The following is a 16,577-nucleotide window of genomic DNA, read 5'->3' as shown; positions in this document are numbered from 1 at the left end:
TTCACTTCTTTTTCATGACGTCTTTGTGAACCGCTTTGGGATTCAGCAAACTTTGGAGTGTGCGGTTCACGCCGACCTCCATTTGCGCGGACGTCAACGTCAGTTCGCCGACCGCGGTCCCGCGACGGTATTCGTTGATCCCCGGATCTCGGTAAAGGGTGCCGACCATTTCGAATTCGAGCTTCGCCACCAGCTCGCGTAGATCACGCATACAGAACGACGTCCCCCGCGCTTTCGTTTTACCCTTCCGCGGGACGTGAGTCAGAAAGAGCGGCGGCGCCTGCGCGCCCGCCTTCGCTTTGCGGAACAGCGCGAGCTGCTCGTCGTTTAACTTCAGGCGTAGAAGCGCTTGGTAATTGTGCGGCGCTTGATCGTAATAGTGAACGGCCAAGACCCGTCCCTCCGGCGTTTCGTTCAATAGTAGAAAACCGTGAACGGTACGCGGATTTTTCACGCCCTTCAGAAAGTAGTCGGCGGGACATTCGCCTTTCTCGGTCGAGATCAGTCCGTCACCCGCCATGTACGCGGGACGCTGCTCGGCTTTTTGCCGGTCGTCGTTCTGCGAAATCGGCGCGTCGTCGAGCAGCGGAATGATCTTCGTCGGCTGGTCTTGGATCGCTTGGCGGAATTCTTTCTGCGGTAAGTACGAGGGCAGGTACTTGTAAATCAGGATTTCGACATCGTCGCGTTCGAGGCTGAAGTGCGCGCCGGGATAGATCGTGCTTTCGATGGGAAAAGCGCCCTCGTGGTCGGCATCTTTCTGCAGCGATGCGCGAATGGGGAAGAGCTTTTGGAAGACGTCGTTCTTTTTCCTCTCGGGACCGAAGATTTTCGGCAGATCCGCCAAACAGAAGAACGTCCGGTCGAGTTGCTTCTTTCCCGTCGCGTCGTCGAAATAGATCGTGGTGAACGCCGGCAACAGTTTCGATTCCGCCTTCAGCTTTTGGTAGAACGCCATTTCTTCCGGATCCAGACGCACCTTCAAGATGAAGTGGTAGTTGTGCGGCGGCGTCCCCGAGCGGTGATCCGCGATGATGTGGTTCGGTCCATCCTGCCCGAGAATGATGAACGAGTGCGAACCGAGCCTGGCGACCACGCCGGGAAGCATATAGTTCGTGCCGCAGTCCACGATCCCCTCCGGATGGGTGCCGTCGTGGTTGTGGCTGTCGTCGGCCGCAGTGGCGCCGTAGTCGTCAGCCCAGGCCGTCGCGCCGATCAACAGAAAAATCATGAAGATCTTTTTCACCGGTACCCCCGCACGGGTTGTTTGCGATCGACGACGGGTTCGCCCGGAGGCTTTCCCGTCACGGGACTGGGGTGTCCGTCGACGCGCATATTGAACAGGAAATAAGTCGGGACGCAAAAACCGATGCCCTGGTCACGGACGTGCTCAATGGCGCCGCCCGCGATCTTGTCCGGGGAACTTTGATTGACGGGCTTGCCGTTTTTCTTTTTGCCGTAATCCGCGGCCTTGATGCGATGGTAGTCCGGAAATTTCTGGCAGATGTAATCCTCGCGACAGAAACGTCCCGCGTAGCAGGTGTCGAGCATGGCGCGAACGACCCGCGACTCGAGGCAAGCGCCCGAATCGCCGGTCGCGGCGCAAATGTCGAAGCCATTGCCGCCTTGATTGGCGCAGATCTCCATCGGCGCGGTGTCGCGACGAACCTCGCTGAGCGCGGTGAAGTTCTCTTCCGCCGCCGTGCACGCGCGGCTTTGGCGACCGAGCGGGGCTCCGCTTTGCGGCAGCACGCAAGTGTGGGTCTTCAAGGCCACCGCTTTGGCGCCGCGAACCGAACCGCGCATTTTCCATTTATCCTGAAAGGCGAACAGATTGTAGCTGGGCGGCGTGCCGCGATCGCCGGGAATCGCGCGGCGTTCTTCGATCGTGCCTTCCCAACAGACGGCGCCCGCCAGATTTTCGCGCGCGTCGTTCGTGACCGCGAGCGTGCACTCACCAAAAAGCGGAGGCCCATCGGTCCGGGTCACGGTGGCCCGGCAGACGCTGCCGTCTTCGCAGCTTGGCGCCCCCGTGAAGTGCGCGCCCGTGTCCAAAAGGCAAAGCGATCCGCGCTTAAGCTTCGCGTAGGCCGGCGTCGCGCCGGACCAGTCCGCCTCGCTGAAACTCGAATGAGGCCGCAGACGCGAGGGCTCTTGACCCGCGGCGATTTTCTCGACGTAAGCTTCGCGACGGAACTTCTCGGCGAAGGCGTGGGGCGAAAGGCCCAGCTCTTGGCGGTTGAAACCGTGCGAAAAATCCGGATGCGCTTGTCCCAGCAGATGAAACCCCGCCGTCCCGCCACTTTGGTGACATCCCATGCAGGTCAGGTTGTCCAGTCGCTCGATCAGGGCGTCTGCGCTTTTCAAGTGTTTCAGCTTCGCGAAGTCGATGCCGTTCAGTAGCTCTTTTTTGCCTTCGAACAGCCGTTGGTAAGGTTTGTTCGCGCTCCGTACTCGTCCCAAAGTCGACCAACTGACCGAGAAATCCGTCAGAAATTCCGGGTCAAAGTCGATGTTCAAACGCCCCTCATCCAAAAGACTCAGGTTTTGCCCCTGTTTCAGATAGGTGACGAACTTCTTAAGGAGCTCGGGGGATTTTTCAATTTTCAAAACGTCGGGCGTGTTTTCGAGCTTCACCGGCACCAGGCTTCCGCCCTGCAGCCGGAAGATCCGCTGCATGTACATCGCCTGACCACCGAAGTCGTGCATATAACCCGAGGTGAATCTCAAGCTTTGGAAGTTGAGCTCCACCTGTTTGAAAACCAATCCTTTGAACGCGTTTTCGTGCAGCCAGTCCGCGAACATCACTGCGCCTTTCGCGCCTTTCGCCCGGCGAAAGTTCGCGATGGCCTTCGGCGACACCGACCACCTTTGCGCGAAGCCGCGGCAGCTTTCGATTTTCGGGTAGCGCATCACCACGTTCGCGAAGAAGGGTAAACTCGAGCCCGCATTTCCCGCGGCGTAAGACAGCCGGTAAACGAAGCGCACTTCCCCGCACGTGGCGGGATCGAAATCCACGCGGTCCATGCGGTTCACGACGGCGATCAACTTCATTTGCGCGTGCGCGGAGTTCAGCCAGCGGGCGTCGAAATGGCGCGGTTCATCGCCGTCGTTTTCGATGCGGTACGGATACTGCGAGTTATTCGAAAGGGATTGGATAAAAAATCCACCCTTCGTATCCTTGTCGCCGCGCGAACCTTTGTCGTCGAAATTCCGGATGAAACGCACCATCTCGGGAATGTCACCCATGCCAGGCGGGATGACGGACGGCAGCTGATCGGTTTTCGGATCATGCGTCAGCGGCTGCGAGATTTGCGTCGCGATCTGTTTGAAGAACGGATTCTTCGCGTAAAGTTCCTGCGTGCTTTTGAGTCGCTGGCTACCGCCGATCGCCTCGCCGAAGCTCATCCCCGAACTTTCCAGCGCGTCCAAGTCGCGCGCATCCATGACCTGCACGATCAGCCCCGCGTGATCACGACGCCAATCGAAATCCAAGGTCGCCGCTGCGGCGGGCGTTCCCGCCAGACTGAAGACCATCAAAAAACCCTTCAGATTTTTCATCCTTCCATGCTCGCGCCGAACCCAGGTCCTGTCCATGCCCAACACCCCGCGAACGAAGTCCCGACCTCGGTCGGGGCCTCTTTCAGACGTGGGCGCCTTCCGCGAGAGACTCAAGTTAGAATGGGAAAATGCGCGCGCTCGCCCTATTCATTTTTTTCTGCTTTGGCGTTTTCGAACCCGCGCGGGCGATGTTCGACGGGATCTGCAACTTGGGTGAATTCAAGTGCGGTCGCGCGCGCACCTCGCGCAGCGCTTCGGCGAACCCCAGCTCCAACAGCCGGATCAGCATCAACCCTTCCGCCGTCCCGACCGAGCGCGGACTCGGCATCGAAGCTATCGGTTACAAAAATCTCTACGACGTGGGCCTCGTCCGTGGACTCGGTCGCGTGGGGGCCGCCATCACCCCCTCCAACAGTGAAGACACCTTCTTCGGCGCCCCGGCCTACGAGGCCACCGAGGAGTTGCATCTGCGTAAACTCGAGCGCGACAAATACCGCGGTCGGAAGGTGACGCTCGCGACCGCGTTCAATCTTTTCGAACATAAAAAGTCGGCGCTCCGACGCTTCTCGCTAAATCTGGGCGTCCTCGGAAAATACAATCAGACGACCTACGCCACGACCGGCGGCGCGGGCGTGAATGGAATTTTGGGGCCCTTCACGTTCGGTTATTCGGCCTACCGGGACGAGACCCTGCTGACTCCGATCGGTCTTGATCCCTACAAGGTCCAATCCATCGTCGAAAACTACAGTGTAGGCATTTACCTGAACATGCTCGTCATCGATTACTCGACCCTGAGAATGCAAAACACCGCGGTCGATCACGTCGACCTCATCACCGGCAGTCTTCTTTTCGACCGTTGGTCGATCAGTATTTCCGAACGTCGCGAATACTCCCGACGCGCGCACTTCAACTTCCAAACGGGCGATCTGTTTTTCCAGGAAAAGAAAGTCGAACAGTTCTACGGCGGGAATTTTCGCGTCACCGGGAACTTCATGGTGGGCTTGATGTACAACTACTACCTGCTGCGGGAAGTTTCGGGTTCCGTGACCTTGATGTTCTGAGGGCTCGCTTCGCCCGCGCCCCAACGCGCCGCTTGAATCCGGAGCAGCACCTCGGCCGCCGCTTTCGCGTCGCAGAGAGCGCGGTGGTGGCTTTCCAGATCGATCCCGAAATGCTGGCACAGGTTCTTGAGGCCGTGGCTCTCAAGCTTCGGGAAGAACTTGCGCGCGTTCTGGCAAGTGCAGAAGGTCGGCCGGACGTAAGCGCGGTCCAGACGCGCGAACTCGGACTGGATGAAACCGTAATCGAATCTCGCGTTGTGCGCGGCGAAGATCGCCCCGTCCGTGAACGCCTCGAAGCGGTCCGCGACCTCTGCAAAGCGCGGCGCATCCGCGACCATGGCGTTTGAAATGCCCGTCAGCTTCGTGATGAAAGAAGGGATCGAACGCCCCGGGTTGAGCCGCGTCTGGAATTCGTCGACGACCCGGCCGTCGACGATCTTCACGGCGCCGATCTCGGTCACGCGGTGCTGAGTCCCGCCCGCGCCGGTCGTCTCGACGTCGACCACGACGTAGGCCTGTGCCGGATCGGGCGCCCAATTCACGCGCAAAATCTCGACGTCAAAACCCGATTCACGCAGCAGGCGCATCTGACTGAGCTGTCGCGCTTTGATCGCGTCGCCTTCGGACTTTACCTCGATGAAGCGCGGGCCTTCGGCCCCGAAGACCACCAGGTCCGGAAAACCCGACCGGCGATCCGCGTGACTGCGCGCCATCGCCCGTAGCACGTTCGCGATCCCCGCGCCGCGGCCGCTCACCGCGGCGGAGGTCACAAAGTCGGTGATCAGCGGCGCCAATCCCGGATGCCAGCGCAAAAGGTCCTGCGTTTCACCTTCGTGACGTTTCAAGGTTTCCAAAAGCCGCGCGAGCGCGAGCCGCGGCTGATCCCAATCGCTCAGCCGCGTTTCGATTCGCTCGCGAAAGCGCGCGTAAAACTCCGCGCCGCCCAGATCCTGCGGGGCCCGCTCGAAGGGGTTGTGGATCGCGGCGTCGTCCGCGTTCAGCAGCTCGTCCCAAAAGCTCAGTGCGAAGAGCGCGTTCCACAGATCGTTTTCGGTGTGCACGCTTTCGATGCCTTCGCGCTTCAGATGGTCGCGGACGCCGAGTTCGGGTTTTCCCAGATAGGACTCCGAAACCTGAAGCTCGCGCGCGGAGTGCAGGGCCTCGCTCAAAAAGCCGCGACGTTTCCCCTCGTATTTGCGGGCGAGGAAATCCTCGGCGAAAAGCAGTTCCTCGTCACAGCCGGGCCGCGCGATCATCCGGTCGAGCTCCTGACGGGCCTCGTCCACGCGTCCCATCTTGTGAAGCAGGCGCACGCGACGCTCGTTGCCGGGATGAGCCGCACAGAGCTCAAAAAATCGGAGGGCGTCGTCCGCGCGGCCCTCCGCTTCGGCATACTGTCCCAGCGCGACGAGCAGCGACTCGCGCAGTTCCCTCGCGGCTTCGCTTCGCGGCACCGGCCATTCCGCCAGCGTCTGAACCTGAAACGCGGGGTCAGCCTCGCCGCGATTCCAAAGATCGACCTTCGCGGCGAAGAAATAGTGCGCGCGGGCGTCCTCGCGATCTTGAAAACGCGGACGGTACTCGGCGCGCGCCTCGCGCACGCGGCGAATCCCCAAATCGCGTAGCGTATAGAGCGATAGTGATCTTTGAATTTTTCCGAAATAAAGAAACAGCAGGTACTCGATCTCGGCGCCCCGGCCCTGCACCAGAACGTCGGTCGCCGGTCCGTTCACCGCGGGCGCCCCGAGGGCGGACGCCCGCGCGACGAGTTCGGCTTTTCCCGCCGATTTTTTGAATTCCACCCCGGCCGCACGCAGCCACGACTGCAGTTCACTTTTGCCAAGAAACGCGGCGAGCTCGGCGTTCGGGACCGCGCCCTCACGGTAGCCCTGAACGAAACCCGTGCGCTCAAGCTCGGGCCAGGCCCGCGCCGCGTCCGTGATCTCCGCGTACCGCAGATCATCCGCGCGGAAGAGTCGACCTTTGCGGTTCAGCATGCGCACGACCAAACACTGCGCGTCCTCGGAAAGCTCTTCGAAATCCTCGATGAAGCCGCGCTCGCGCTCTTCGCAAAGCTCCCACGCGTTCCTCCGCAGAAACCCGAGCAGGTCGCGGAAGTGATCGAGGTAATACTTGGGGGGAAGGACCGGCAACATGGTCCGCCGATGCTGCCTGCAAATTCTGTGTAAATCAAGGTCCAGGTCCGCGCTTTCCACCGAAAACCCCCACGGACTTCACCGGGAGTTCACGCAAGCCCCCGAAACTCTCTTTATCAGGAGGAATAATGTCCCAAAAACCCATGCTTCCCAAAAACACGAACAGCCTTGGTCTCAAACTTGGAATTCTTTTTTTCCTGCTCTTGCTCTCGGGCATTCCACGTCTTTACGTCGGTGGCCTGATCAGCGAGCGCCGCGATTACGAAAACACCGCGCTGCTTTCGGTGACCCAAGGTGCGCGGCTTCTGGACAACGTTCGGAGCGAAGCCCGACGCCTCCAAGACATCGCCGAAAAACTTTTGGAGCTCGCGTCACTCGAAACCGGGGATCGCGTCCTCCAAGATGAGGACTTCGACCTCGCCCTTTTGGTGGACGAGGTCGCCGACGCCTTCGCGACTCAAGCGCGCACCCTCGGCGTGACGATCACGGTCGAAAGTCCCGAGTCCCTCCCGCGCCGGGGCGAGCGCTTCTTGATCTGGCGTGCGCTCGCGAACCTCGTGCAAAATGCCCTCGATTTTTCACCCACCGGTGGGCGCGTCACGCTGCGCGTGACCGAGCGTGGCGTCGAGGTCACGGATGAAGGCCCCGGCATTCCCGAATTTGCCCAAATGCGCGTCACGGAGCGTTTCTTTTCGATGGAGCGGCCCCGCACCGGGCGCAAAAGCTCCGGTTTGGGACTCAGCTTCGTGCAAGAGGTCATGCGGATTCACCGCGGCGAACTCCGGATCGAAAGCGGGGGCAAAGAGCCACCTTCGGGCACAAAAAGCGCTCTGAACTGGTGACAGTCCCGCGTCCATCGGCGACAACGGGGCATGCGCCCGCGTGTTTATGATGGCTTCGCTTTTTTCAATGAGATGGACCTGCTCGAGCTGCGGCTCGAACATCTGGCCCCGGCGGTGGACTACTTCATTTTGGTCGAAGCGACCCGCACCTTCCAGAAAAAGGAAAAGCCACTGTTCTTCAAAGAGAACCAAGCGCGCTACCACCGCTTCCGCGACAAAATTATCCACATCGTTGTGGATCAGTATCCGACCTTCTGGACGAAGTTTCGCCCCGTCACGACCTGGCACTACGACAACCACCAGAAAGAAGGCATCCTGCAAGGTCTGAAAGACGCGCGCCCCGACGACGTCGTGATCGTGTCGGATCTGGACGAGATCCCCTTCGCGGACAAGGTCACGGAGTACCGCGACCGTCCGGGCATCCGCGTCTTCGAGCAGTACCAAGCCTACTACTATCTGAACTACGTCTGCACCCGCATCCACGACTACGGCGGCAAAGCGATCGCGCAGCAAAACCGCGGCGGCTACGGTCGCTGGCGCGGTTCGGTCATGCTCGAGAAAAAGCTCATCAAGGATATCAAGATCACCCGCACGCTTCACGACGAGGAAGGTCCGCACATCGAAGTCATCCGCGATGGCGGCTGGCACTACTCATTCATGGGCGGCATCGAAAAGGTCCTCTACAAAATGCAGAACTGGGCGCACTCGGAATACAACGAGCGCGGCAATTTGCAGATGGTGACCGACAATATTCTAAACGGTCGTGATCTGATCGGCGACGGCAACGAGTTCAAACTGATGGATCTGGCGACCTCGGGCCTGCCGCTGTTCCCCGAGATCCAACGGCCCCCATTCCAAAAAATGATGCGCACCCGCCCCGAACTCGAAGCCGAGCTTCAGGGCGCCCTTCAAAAATTCACCACCGGAGAAGCCCCATGATCGAACTGCATTACTGGCCCACGCCCAACGGTTACAAAATCTCGATCTATCTGGAAGAGGCGGGACTTCCCTACGAGACGTTCCCGGTCAACATCGGAAAGGGCGATCAGTTCCAGCCCGCTTTCCTGAAAATCTCGCCGAACAACCGCATCCCCGCCATCGTCGACCGCGAACCCACCGGCGGCGGGGCGCCGCTGGCGGTGTTCGAATCCGGCGCGATCCTCAACTACCTCGGCGAGAAGACCGGAAAGTTCCTGTCGCGCGATCTGCGCGTGAAAACCGAAACCTTGCAGTGGCTCTTCTGGCAAGTGGGCGGCCTCGGCCCCATGCTGGGGCAGAACCATCACTTCACTCAGTACGCTCCCGAAAAAGTGCCCTACGCCATCGAACGCTACACGAAAGAGACCGCGCGCCTGTACGGCGTTTTGAACAAACAACTCACGGGCCGTGACTTCGTCGCGGGCGAATACTCCATCGCCGACATGTCGATGTACCCTTGGATCGTGCCGCACGAGAAACAGGGCATGAACCTCGCGGACTTCCCGAACGTGAAGACCTGGTTCGAGCGCATCCAAGCGCGTCCCGCCGTTGCGCGTGCCTACGCGAAGGGCGAGGCGATCAGCACCGGTCCCACCATGACGGATGAAGCGAAAAAGATCCTCTTCGGCCAAGGTCCGCAGAAATGATCATGGCGGTTTGGGGCTTCGTCTTGCACGCGGCTCTGGCCGCCCCGCCGATGCCGGGCGCACCTCCGCCGGCCGCGCCTCAGCCGGCCGCCCCTCTGCCGGCGGCCCCCGCCCCCGAGCAGATGATCATTCACGTCACCGACAAGAAGTGCGGTGTCTACCGCCCGGGCGATGAGCGCGCGATCTGTGAGCGGCCCCTGGGTTGGACCGTCCTGAAACCCATTCCGACTTTGATCATCGAAACTCCGAAAGGCGATTGCCGCATTCGTCCCGCGCCGGAAGGTTCACCCGACGGCAAGTTTTTGCGCGAGTGCGCGCGCCAATTGAAGCTGAAGGCCCTCGACGATTTGCGACGACTCCCCCATCCGGCGGTTTCGAATAACCGCCGGGATCGCGACGGCCAGCCGCTCCCGCCGCAGAAATGCGTGCCGCGCATCGACGGCTTCGGTCTCGCCATCAACGAAAAAACGGGCGAGGTCACTTACAACGTGGGCTTTCATCTGGCGGCTTCGACCGACGAGTGCCAATTGACCGGCGAATGGAGCCGTCACCACGGGCGCACGAAACAGGTCGTCTTGACCGCCTCGGGTCGCTGCGATGATTTCCAAATGGATGAGGTGGCCGCCTGCTGCGCGAAGCTCGGCATGAGCTTCGTGGAGCCTCCGAAAGGGACCTGCCGGAGGCGCTGATGGACGAAGTGCGCATCCAGTGTCCCTTCTGCTGGGAAAAGTTCACGATCTTCGTGGCCACGGAAGACGGCGAATCCCAACAGCTCATCGTCGACTGCGAAATTTGCTGTCACCCAATCAACATCCACGTCTTCCACAACGGCAAACGCTGGAAGGCCCTCGTCGACAAGGGCGAAGGCTTCTAACGCGACGAAAGCGGCCGGACGCCGTAAATCGAATTCATCGGCCAATTCATACTGGGCCAAGCGTAAGTCGACGTCCCAAAACTCGTCGTGCCGTACATGACCTGCTGCGCGGGCGAAAGGCTCGCGAGCGACATTCCCGAAGAGTTCGCCAGCATCGCGTAAGGGTTGTAGGTTGAAGACCCCGTCATCGGCATCATGGTCCCCATCAGGTAGGGATTGTAGCCCGCGCTCATCAGGCCGTTGTTGCTCATTCCGTAGTTCATTCCGTAATTCATGTTCTGGCCAGATTGCATTTGCATGGCCATCATCATCTGCATCATTTGCATATTCATGGCCGACGAGTTGTTCGTCGAATCGTTCCGGCGATTCGCGACGCTCTTCGCGCGACTCTTGCGGCATTTCTCGATCTTTTTCTCGAGAGAGTCTTCCGCACGTGAGCGCACATCACCCTCAAGATGGTTTTCATCGATTCCGGCTTTCGCGATCAAACTCTCCATCACGTCCGACAGTGCGGGCCCCTCCTCTTCGTCGTCCGAGATTCCGTAAGCGCCGAGGTTCACGTCGTCCTTGTCTTTCTTCGGGGCGCGCGGGCAGCGGTAGGACTTCACCTGCGCCAAAAGCTTTTTCCCCGCGCCGGCGCGGGCTTCCTCTTCCATCTTACGCACCAAATCCGCGTCCAACGGCGCGTTCTTCGCGGGCTCACGCACGCAGTTGCACGAAGGATCCAGAAACTGGCCTTCGGTTTTTGCTTGGGCCAAAACGAACGATGAACAGAAGAAAACGACGATCAAGAACAGCGCTTTCATGGGCACCTCGGGATCAGGTTAGCCGAGGGAGATGGAGGCAAAATGGATATCTCGAAACAGGATTCTTCCACACTTTTTAGAGGGGCTATCAAATTCATAAATCCCTCGCTGGACCAAGGTCTTAAGCGCGTTTCGCCTGAGTTGCCCTCGGCCCGCCCGCGCGGGAGGCTGTCGGCGGGAGGGACCCGCCATGGCATTTTTCAATCTGAAAACTCTCGCGGCGCTCGTGCTGGCCAGCCTGATCTCGGTGCACGCCCGCGCCGACGTGAGCGGTCTTTGGCAAGGTTACGGTCAGTGGGCCTACGACGGCTCGGCGATCCCCTGCCTGCTGACGGCCCGCTACCAAGAGTCCACGACCGAGATCCGCCGTCACCGCGGCTCACTTCAGTGCGACATTCTCAATTTGTATTCGGATCCGCTGACGTGGGTGAAAAGCGGGGCGAGTTTGGAACTCGCCGGAAGCGCCGCCGGGGAATGGAATGAGAAAGGTTTCCGCAGTTTGGAAGAAGGCGCGGACGGCGTCGAAGTCGAAACTCGTTTCACGCTGACCTCGGAAAAGACCGCGCGTTACCGCGAACTCTGGCGGCGTCGCGCGGACGGCCTTCTGATCTACGACATTCAAGCCAACCTCGAACGCTTACAGAAGTAGAAAAGGGCGCCGTTTCATTTAGTCACGTCCCTCATTGCGGGAGGAAGGCGATGACGGCGCCGCCGTCGACTCCGTCTGCGGAGCGGCGACTCCGCCCGCGAATCGGCCGGAGCACCGGATCCCGTCCGGATTGCGGCAACCGAGGGCCTCTTGGATCGCCGGTTGGTCGAAGTAGATCTGCTCGAAACGATCCGTGAAACTCGCGTGCTCGGACCGATAGTCCTGCAGGCTCCCGCGCCCGCGGGGGGACCGGGTCGTCGGTGCGGTCGGCGCGCGTGAGCGACCGTCACAGACCTCCATGACCGCGGGCATGGCCAGACCGATTTTCTCCATTTCATTGGCCGGAGGGTTTTCGCGGACAAAATCGGCGACCACCTTCGCGCCCCAGACGTCGGCGATGACTTCACCGCTTTGGCTCATGCAGTCCGACGCGAGCTGCGGATCTTGGGCCGCGACGTGCGCTTCCTCATCACGAGGGTTCGCGAGGGGACGGGTCAATCCGCGCAGAGGCCCTTGACGATCCAGACACTGCAACACGGGCAAGGCCGGGTTCGCCTCGCGGGGGACCGGGGGCGCCGTGATCCGCAAACTTCCGCGCGCGACGTAGCTGTCCGTCAGCTGACGGGCGACCGGATGGGTCGAGTACGTACGGTTCAAAACGAAGGGCAAGCTCGCTTCGTCGGTCAGGCGGTGAAAGAGACGAACCGCGGTTTCGCTGTCGCCGGGATAGCGCGACTCGTAGTAGATCGAGTTACTTTTCTTCGAGTGTCTTTCCTCGACGAGCTGACCGATGAGCTCTTCACGCGAATGGCGACGTCCCCGCTCTAAAACGGGCGCGCGCGAAGAACAAGTATCCACCGAGTGGCCGATTTCGTGCGCGATGATGCCAAGGGCAAGTCCCTCCGGCGCCGCGAGCAAACCGCCATTGAGCAGCACGCTCATGCCTTGGTTGCTGCCGCCGATGCTACCGCTGTCGGTATCGATATCCACTTTCGTGCCGCGAATCCGCTCGATCAAGCTGCGCTCGGATTCGTTTAAGGCCGAAGCCGGACGACCGCGCGTGATGTAGCCGATCATGCGGCGCTGGGCGTACTGAAAGAGCTCGCGCAAGCGGGCCTCACGGGCGCGGATCTCGCCGGCACTTAGAAACTCGGCGGGTTTCTGCGCGCTCTGGCGCACGCGTGGGTTATTGACGTAAGTTCCGTTACCGAGCGGGATGCGCTCGCGCGTGTCTCCGTCGAAGACGGAACAGTTGCGGGTCAGATCTTTGACCTTACACTCCACCGCGACCGAAGCCTCGGACCACAATCCCAAAACGAGACAGAACAATGTTCCGAATCGAAAACCCATCTCGCACCTCACCTGATCTTCAAGCGGTGCAACCGTCGAACCGGACCCGTCGCGTGGCGACCCCGCCAATTGATCCGCGCACGGCCCCATTGAGAAAAGCCTGTGAAAGACGGTCCAAGTGACAATTTCGGGCAGACAGAAAGGGCCGGACGCGCAGCATTGCCCTACCTCGACCGCCCGCTTCGTGTCAGCATCGAGGCATGAGCGAAGACATCAGTTTGGATCACTGGAAGAAGTGCAGCGTCTGCAAAAAACCGATCGGCTTCAAAGCCCCCTACTACGTCTGTAGCGTCAGTACCTGCGGAGGCAACCGCACGGGCTATGTGTTCTGCCGCATGCAATGTTTCGAAACGCATCTTCCCGGTGCCCGTCACCGCGATGCCGGCGCCATCGAAAAAACCTCGCCCGCTTCGGCGACGGCCGAGGGCGCAAGCGAACGTGCCCCCGCGCGCCTGATCGTGCGTCCCGGCGGGTCGACCGCGGCGTCCGCCCCCGCCAGTGCGGCCGCGATACCGCGCGAAGTTTTGGTGATCGCCTCAAGAATGAAAGAGTACATCCAAGCGCGCGCCGACATGAATACGTCGGCGTCGGTGATGGAAGTGCTGTCGGATCATTTACGAATGATCGCCGACCGCGCGATCGACAACGCGCGGGCCGACGGACGCAAGACCGTTATGGACCGGGATCTCGAGTTTCTGAAGCGCTTGAAAGATTCCGGAGTTTAAGCGGCTTCGCCGCCGGAGCGCTCGGCAGCCCTTGGGTCAGCGCTTTCAGCTCGACCGAGGTGACGCCGAGTTCCCGATTGAGCCACTGCTCGGCGTAGTCCGGCGTTTCCCCACCCGCTCCGTAAAGACACTTCTGGACGTTCTCGGCCACGGCCGACCACTTCGTCCCTTTCGGCGCGCGACAAAACTTGCGGCGCCACAAAGACCCGAGCTCCGCGCCGAACTCTTTCGTCAGCCGTCCCGCCAAATCCCCGAAGACCTCGCCCGACGAAGGAACGCGCGGATTTTGCGGTTTCAAACGGACGTCGGGGCTATCGTTTCCATGCTGGATCAGGGTTTCATCCTCACGCGCAGAGTAGACTTTCTTCGCATCGTCGAAAAGCGCGCTGTCGAAGCGCAAATCGAAATCCAGATTTCCTTCCAACTCGATTTTCAAAGCGTCGTACGGGATCGAGCGGACCTCATCGCGCATCCGGGTGACCGTGCGCATCTCGGTGTAGTGAACCTGCCGACTGCCGCGAACGACCTCGGTTTTGTATTGTCCCGAAGAATCGCGCACGCTCTCGGTCCGGTCGTCGGGAACCCACCGACTGAGCTCCACGACCTCGGATGAATCGTAGGGAACCTGTACCAGGTAAGCATGCACGAGTTCGACGGGAGTTCGGGTTTCCCGGAAGCGGTAGCGCGGCTCGACCTGCGCGAGCGCGACGTTGCCGGCATTCGCGTCGAACCAGGGACTTTCGCGAAACGCGGTCTGAAGTTTTTCGCGCAGCTGGATTTCCAATGCGGGATCCGGACGCGCGTCGAACCAACGCAGCCGCGGTTCAAGCCACGCGAACAGCTCGGGCGCGGGGGGCAGCGACATCTCGGGTTGTCCCCACAGCCCGCAACTGCGCCAAAGAAAACGCGCGAAGAAAGGTTCGCCAGGGGCTTGATCCCGCCAGCTCGCGCACTGCTCGATGCCCAGATTTTTGGTGCGATCTTTCAGCTGCGCGAGCTGCGTTCCGCGCTCGGCGGGAAAGAGCGCCGCCCACTTCTGTAGATCGGCGGCGGCGCGGAACGGACGGCGTCGGGCGAGCGCCTCGACCACGTCCTTTTCCACCGCGCGCGACGCGAAGCTCATCTCTTCGAACTGCGTGAACGCGACCGGGCCTTCCGGATAAAGGCTCCAGTCTTTCACCCGATTTAAAATACGCAGTAGCGTTTCGTTCCCCTGGGATTGCTGGCCGCTCAGGCGCAGAAACCGGACTTCGATGAGTTCTTTTTGAATCAGCCCCAAGCGCGACTGATTGCGGCCCGACAGGGCTTCGGCATCATGAGGAGAGTCGGCGAGCACGCGCTCGTAGATCGCCAGCGCGTCGCCGTATTCTTTCTTTTCCAGAAGTTCGGCGGCGTTCTGCTTCAGGGTCGAACACCCCGCCAAAAGAAGCGACCCGAAGATCAGACACCATCCACCAAAAAGGGAACGTCTCATGGGCCCATTCTTGAAGCCGCCACCCGGCCTGTCAATGCCGGCGCGGCGAAGCTTGTTACAGACTGTTACAAAATCGAATCGCCGTGTCTCTTTTTACCGGCACTTGCCCGAAGAGTCCGCGATCTTACGGAAAACGATATTGTCGATCATGCCGCCGATCGAGTCGTTACGACTGGACGGCTCGGCGAAAGAAATCTCCAGTTCACTGACCGACGGAGTGATGATGTACGAGTAGCCCTTCCAACGTTTGTTCCCCGCCCCCACGACCGTCTCGAGAACGGTGCGGTTGAAGTTCGCGCTCGTGCCGGCGCGAGTGCCCACGCGGACCTCGACCTGGTTGGTTTCGACGCTCCCTTGCTCGGGACGAAGCGCGTGCTCCGAGAGGTAACGATACTTCTGCCCCACGTGCAGGCCCGAAAGAATCTGGTAGATCGCGTCGCGCGACGAGGCGGTGTCTTTATCGAGTTCGATATAGTGTGAGCCGTGCGAAGAGAGGAGCCCGTGCATATTGCTCGACCAGCGCTCCATCCCGCCGGTGCTCGTCCAGTTCTTCAGGCCGCCCGGATAATGATATGCCGAAGCGGACGGGATCGCGGCGTCGTCCTCGAAGCTGCCGTTCTTCACGAGGTTCTCTCCGTCTTTCTCGAGAACGAAGTTTCCATCGTTCAACGCCACCCACGAGCCCATGTCGTCACCGCATTTCGACAGATCGCCCGTGGCCGGACGCAAGAACAGCTCGAGTTGCGCGTCGTTGGCCACGCCATGCACCTGACGGATCACGAAGGGCAGCTGATCCGCAACACGCAGGCCCGAAAGCTTCGCGCCGCAGGTCACGTGCACGCCTTCAAGATCCGACTTTTTAGAGAGCACATCCATATTGTCGAGGTTCACGTTCAAATACCCCGAATGCCGCGCCACCAGCTGGTAATCACCCGAGAGGGCGCCCGGCGAAAGTTGTAAGTGTCCCGTGAACTCCAACATGAAGTTGCGATCCAGCAGCGATCCACCCGCCGCCAGAATCGGCGAGGCGCCGATCGACATCAGCGCGGCCGCCGAGACCTTCCCGTAATTCGGTTTTTTCAAATAGATCGTCAGCTCCGAAAGCTCGGTTCCCGAATTCCGCAGACCGCTCAACGACGCGGACAAAAGATTCGCGCCATCCATGTTGATGACGGCCACCTTCACTTGCGGCTGACGATCGGCGGGGCAATACACTCCGGCCGTCGCGGGCCACTCGGGCGTCGGCTCAACCTCTTCTTCCACGGGCGGGGCCGCCGGAGCCGCGGGCTCGGGCAGGACCGGCGCGGGCAAAGCGTCCTCACCGTTCAACGAAGCCTGCGGAGCTTGCTCCAGATCGAAATTTTGCGTGGGTGCGCAGTTTTGGAAAAGGGTCAGCGTCGCGATCGCGGCGATGGTCAATGCGAAGACGATTGGACGGCGCATGATTCCCCCTG

The 16,577-nt window shown here is 60.5% G+C and carries 15 protein-coding genes; 8 read left to right on the top strand and 7 right to left on the bottom strand.

Annotated features, from left to right (window positions below; genetic code table 11):
* Position 1: 1 nt before the first annotated feature.
* Both KF767_16640 and KF767_16635 read right to left on the bottom strand, forming a co-directional pair.
* On the bottom strand, positions 2-1,246 hold the full coding sequence (locus KF767_16640) for a hypothetical protein (protein MBX3019517.1): 1,245 nt from the start codon (positions 1,244-1,246) through the stop codon (positions 2-4).
* On the bottom strand, positions 1,243-3,561 hold the full coding sequence (locus KF767_16635) for a hypothetical protein (GenBank protein MBX3019516.1): 2,319 nt from the start codon (positions 3,559-3,561) through the stop codon (positions 1,243-1,245). The genes KF767_16640 and KF767_16635 overlap by 4 nt, the downstream gene beginning before the upstream one ends.
* Positions 3,562-3,689: 128 nt before the next feature.
* Between KF767_16635 and KF767_16630 the strand changes: the two genes are divergently transcribed.
* Entirely contained in the window at positions 3,690-4,622 is a 933-nt protein-coding gene (locus KF767_16630) for a hypothetical protein (GenBank protein MBX3019515.1), read from the top strand.
* On the opposite strand, the gene KF767_16625 is transcribed toward KF767_16630, so the two are convergent.
* Positions 4,577-6,778 carry a VRR-NUC domain-containing protein gene (locus tag KF767_16625; protein ID MBX3019514.1) on the bottom strand — a complete coding sequence of 734 codons (2,202 nt, stop codon included), beginning with the start codon at positions 6,776-6,778 and terminating at the stop codon, positions 4,577-4,579. The two genes, KF767_16630 and KF767_16625, sit on opposite strands and share 46 nt — an antisense overlap.
* Positions 6,779-6,906: 128 nt before the next feature.
* Here KF767_16625 and KF767_16620 point away from each other — a divergent pair, with 128 nt between their 5' ends.
* From KF767_16620 to KF767_16600, 5 genes are read left to right on the top strand one after another with little or no spacing between them, the layout of a single operon-like run.
* On the top strand, positions 6,907-7,620 hold the full coding sequence (locus KF767_16620) for a hypothetical protein (GenBank protein MBX3019513.1): 714 nt from the start codon (positions 6,907-6,909) through the stop codon (positions 7,618-7,620).
* A gap of 30 nt (positions 7,621-7,650) precedes the next feature.
* Positions 7,651-8,559: a hypothetical protein gene (locus tag KF767_16615; protein ID MBX3019512.1), complete on the top strand. Its 909-nt coding sequence runs from the start codon at positions 7,651-7,653 to the stop codon at positions 8,557-8,559.
* Complete coding sequence (locus KF767_16610; GenBank protein ID MBX3019511.1) at positions 8,556-9,245, top strand: glutathione S-transferase N-terminal domain-containing protein; 690 nt, start codon at positions 8,556-8,558, stop codon at positions 9,243-9,245. Before KF767_16615 ends, KF767_16610 begins: the two co-directional genes overlap by 4 nt.
* A gap of 2 nt (positions 9,246-9,247) precedes the next feature.
* Positions 9,248-9,934 carry a hypothetical protein gene (locus KF767_16605; GenBank protein MBX3019510.1) on the top strand — a complete coding sequence of 229 codons (687 nt, stop codon included), beginning with the start codon at positions 9,248-9,250 and terminating at the stop codon, positions 9,932-9,934.
* On the top strand, positions 9,934-10,119 hold the full coding sequence (locus tag KF767_16600) for a CPXCG motif-containing cysteine-rich protein (GenBank protein ID MBX3019509.1): 186 nt from the start codon (positions 9,934-9,936) through the stop codon (positions 10,117-10,119). The genes KF767_16605 and KF767_16600 overlap by 1 nt, the downstream gene beginning before the upstream one ends.
* Here KF767_16600 and KF767_16595 read toward each other — a convergent pair.
* Entirely contained in the window at positions 10,116-10,925 is an 810-nt protein-coding gene (locus KF767_16595) for a hypothetical protein (protein MBX3019508.1), read from the bottom strand. The two genes, KF767_16600 and KF767_16595, sit on opposite strands and share 4 nt — an antisense overlap.
* 190 nt (positions 10,926-11,115) lie before the next feature.
* Here KF767_16595 and KF767_16590 point away from each other — a divergent pair, with 190 nt between their 5' ends.
* A complete protein-coding gene (locus KF767_16590) occupies positions 11,116-11,574 on the top strand; it encodes a hypothetical protein (GenBank protein ID MBX3019507.1) in 459 nt (152 codons plus the stop codon).
* Between the two features lie 18 nt (positions 11,575-11,592).
* Here the strand turns inward: KF767_16590 and KF767_16585 are convergent, their stop codons facing one another.
* Complete coding sequence (locus tag KF767_16585) at positions 11,593-12,924, bottom strand: hypothetical protein (GenBank protein MBX3019506.1); 1,332 nt, start codon at positions 12,922-12,924, stop codon at positions 11,593-11,595.
* Between the two features lie 200 nt (positions 12,925-13,124).
* Between KF767_16585 and KF767_16580 the strand changes: the two genes are divergently transcribed.
* Positions 13,125-13,649 carry a hypothetical protein gene (locus tag KF767_16580; protein MBX3019505.1) on the top strand — a complete coding sequence of 175 codons (525 nt, stop codon included), beginning with the start codon at positions 13,125-13,127 and terminating at the stop codon, positions 13,647-13,649.
* On the opposite strand, the gene KF767_16575 is transcribed toward KF767_16580, so the two are convergent.
* Both KF767_16575 and KF767_16570 read right to left on the bottom strand, forming a co-directional pair.
* Complete coding sequence (locus KF767_16575; protein ID MBX3019504.1) at positions 13,597-15,123, bottom strand: hypothetical protein; 1,527 nt, start codon at positions 15,121-15,123, stop codon at positions 13,597-13,599. The two genes, KF767_16580 and KF767_16575, sit on opposite strands and share 53 nt — an antisense overlap.
* Positions 15,124-15,216: 93 nt before the next feature.
* Positions 15,217-16,566, bottom strand: a complete 1,350-nt coding sequence (locus tag KF767_16570; GenBank protein ID MBX3019503.1) for a hypothetical protein — start codon at positions 16,564-16,566, stop codon at positions 15,217-15,219.
* Positions 16,567-16,577 lie beyond the last annotated feature (11 nt).

Source organism: Pseudobdellovibrionaceae bacterium (assembly GCA_019637875.1).
Classification (GTDB): Bacteria; Bdellovibrionota; Bdellovibrionia; order Bdellovibrionales; family Bdellovibrionaceae; genus JAHBUW01.
Note: the sequence above shows the minus strand (reverse complement) of the source record. Positions and strands in the feature narration are given on the sequence as shown.

Coding starts and splice junctions, on each gene's coding strand:
- KF767_16635 (MBX3019516.1), bottom strand. CDS start 3,561: ATGAAAAATCTGAAGGGTTTTTTGATGGTCTTCAGTCTGGCGGGAACG.
- KF767_16630 (MBX3019515.1), top strand. CDS start 3,690: ATGCGCGCGCTCGCCCTATTCATTTTTTTCTGCTTTGGCGTTTTCGAA.
- KF767_16625 (MBX3019514.1), bottom strand. CDS start 6,778: ATGTTGCCGGTCCTTCCCCCCAAGTATTACCTCGATCACTTCCGCGAC.
- KF767_16620 (MBX3019513.1), top strand. CDS start 6,907: ATGTCCCAAAAACCCATGCTTCCCAAAAACACGAACAGCCTTGGTCTC.
- KF767_16615 (MBX3019512.1), top strand. CDS start 7,651: ATGCGCCCGCGTGTTTATGATGGCTTCGCTTTTTTCAATGAGATGGAC.
- KF767_16610 (MBX3019511.1), top strand. CDS start 8,556: ATGATCGAACTGCATTACTGGCCCACGCCCAACGGTTACAAAATCTCG.
- KF767_16605 (MBX3019510.1), top strand. CDS start 9,248: ATGGCGGTTTGGGGCTTCGTCTTGCACGCGGCTCTGGCCGCCCCGCCG.
- KF767_16600 (MBX3019509.1), top strand. CDS start 9,934: ATGGACGAAGTGCGCATCCAGTGTCCCTTCTGCTGGGAAAAGTTCACG.
- KF767_16595 (MBX3019508.1), bottom strand. CDS start 10,925: ATGAAAGCGCTGTTCTTGATCGTCGTTTTCTTCTGTTCATCGTTCGTT.
- KF767_16590 (MBX3019507.1), top strand. CDS start 11,116: ATGGCATTTTTCAATCTGAAAACTCTCGCGGCGCTCGTGCTGGCCAGC.
- KF767_16585 (MBX3019506.1), bottom strand. CDS start 12,924: ATGGGTTTTCGATTCGGAACATTGTTCTGTCTCGTTTTGGGATTGTGG.
- KF767_16580 (MBX3019505.1), top strand. CDS start 13,125: ATGAGCGAAGACATCAGTTTGGATCACTGGAAGAAGTGCAGCGTCTGC.
- KF767_16575 (MBX3019504.1), bottom strand. CDS start 15,123: ATGAGACGTTCCCTTTTTGGTGGATGGTGTCTGATCTTCGGGTCGCTT.
- KF767_16570 (MBX3019503.1), bottom strand. CDS start 16,566: ATGCGCCGTCCAATCGTCTTCGCATTGACCATCGCCGCGATCGCGACG.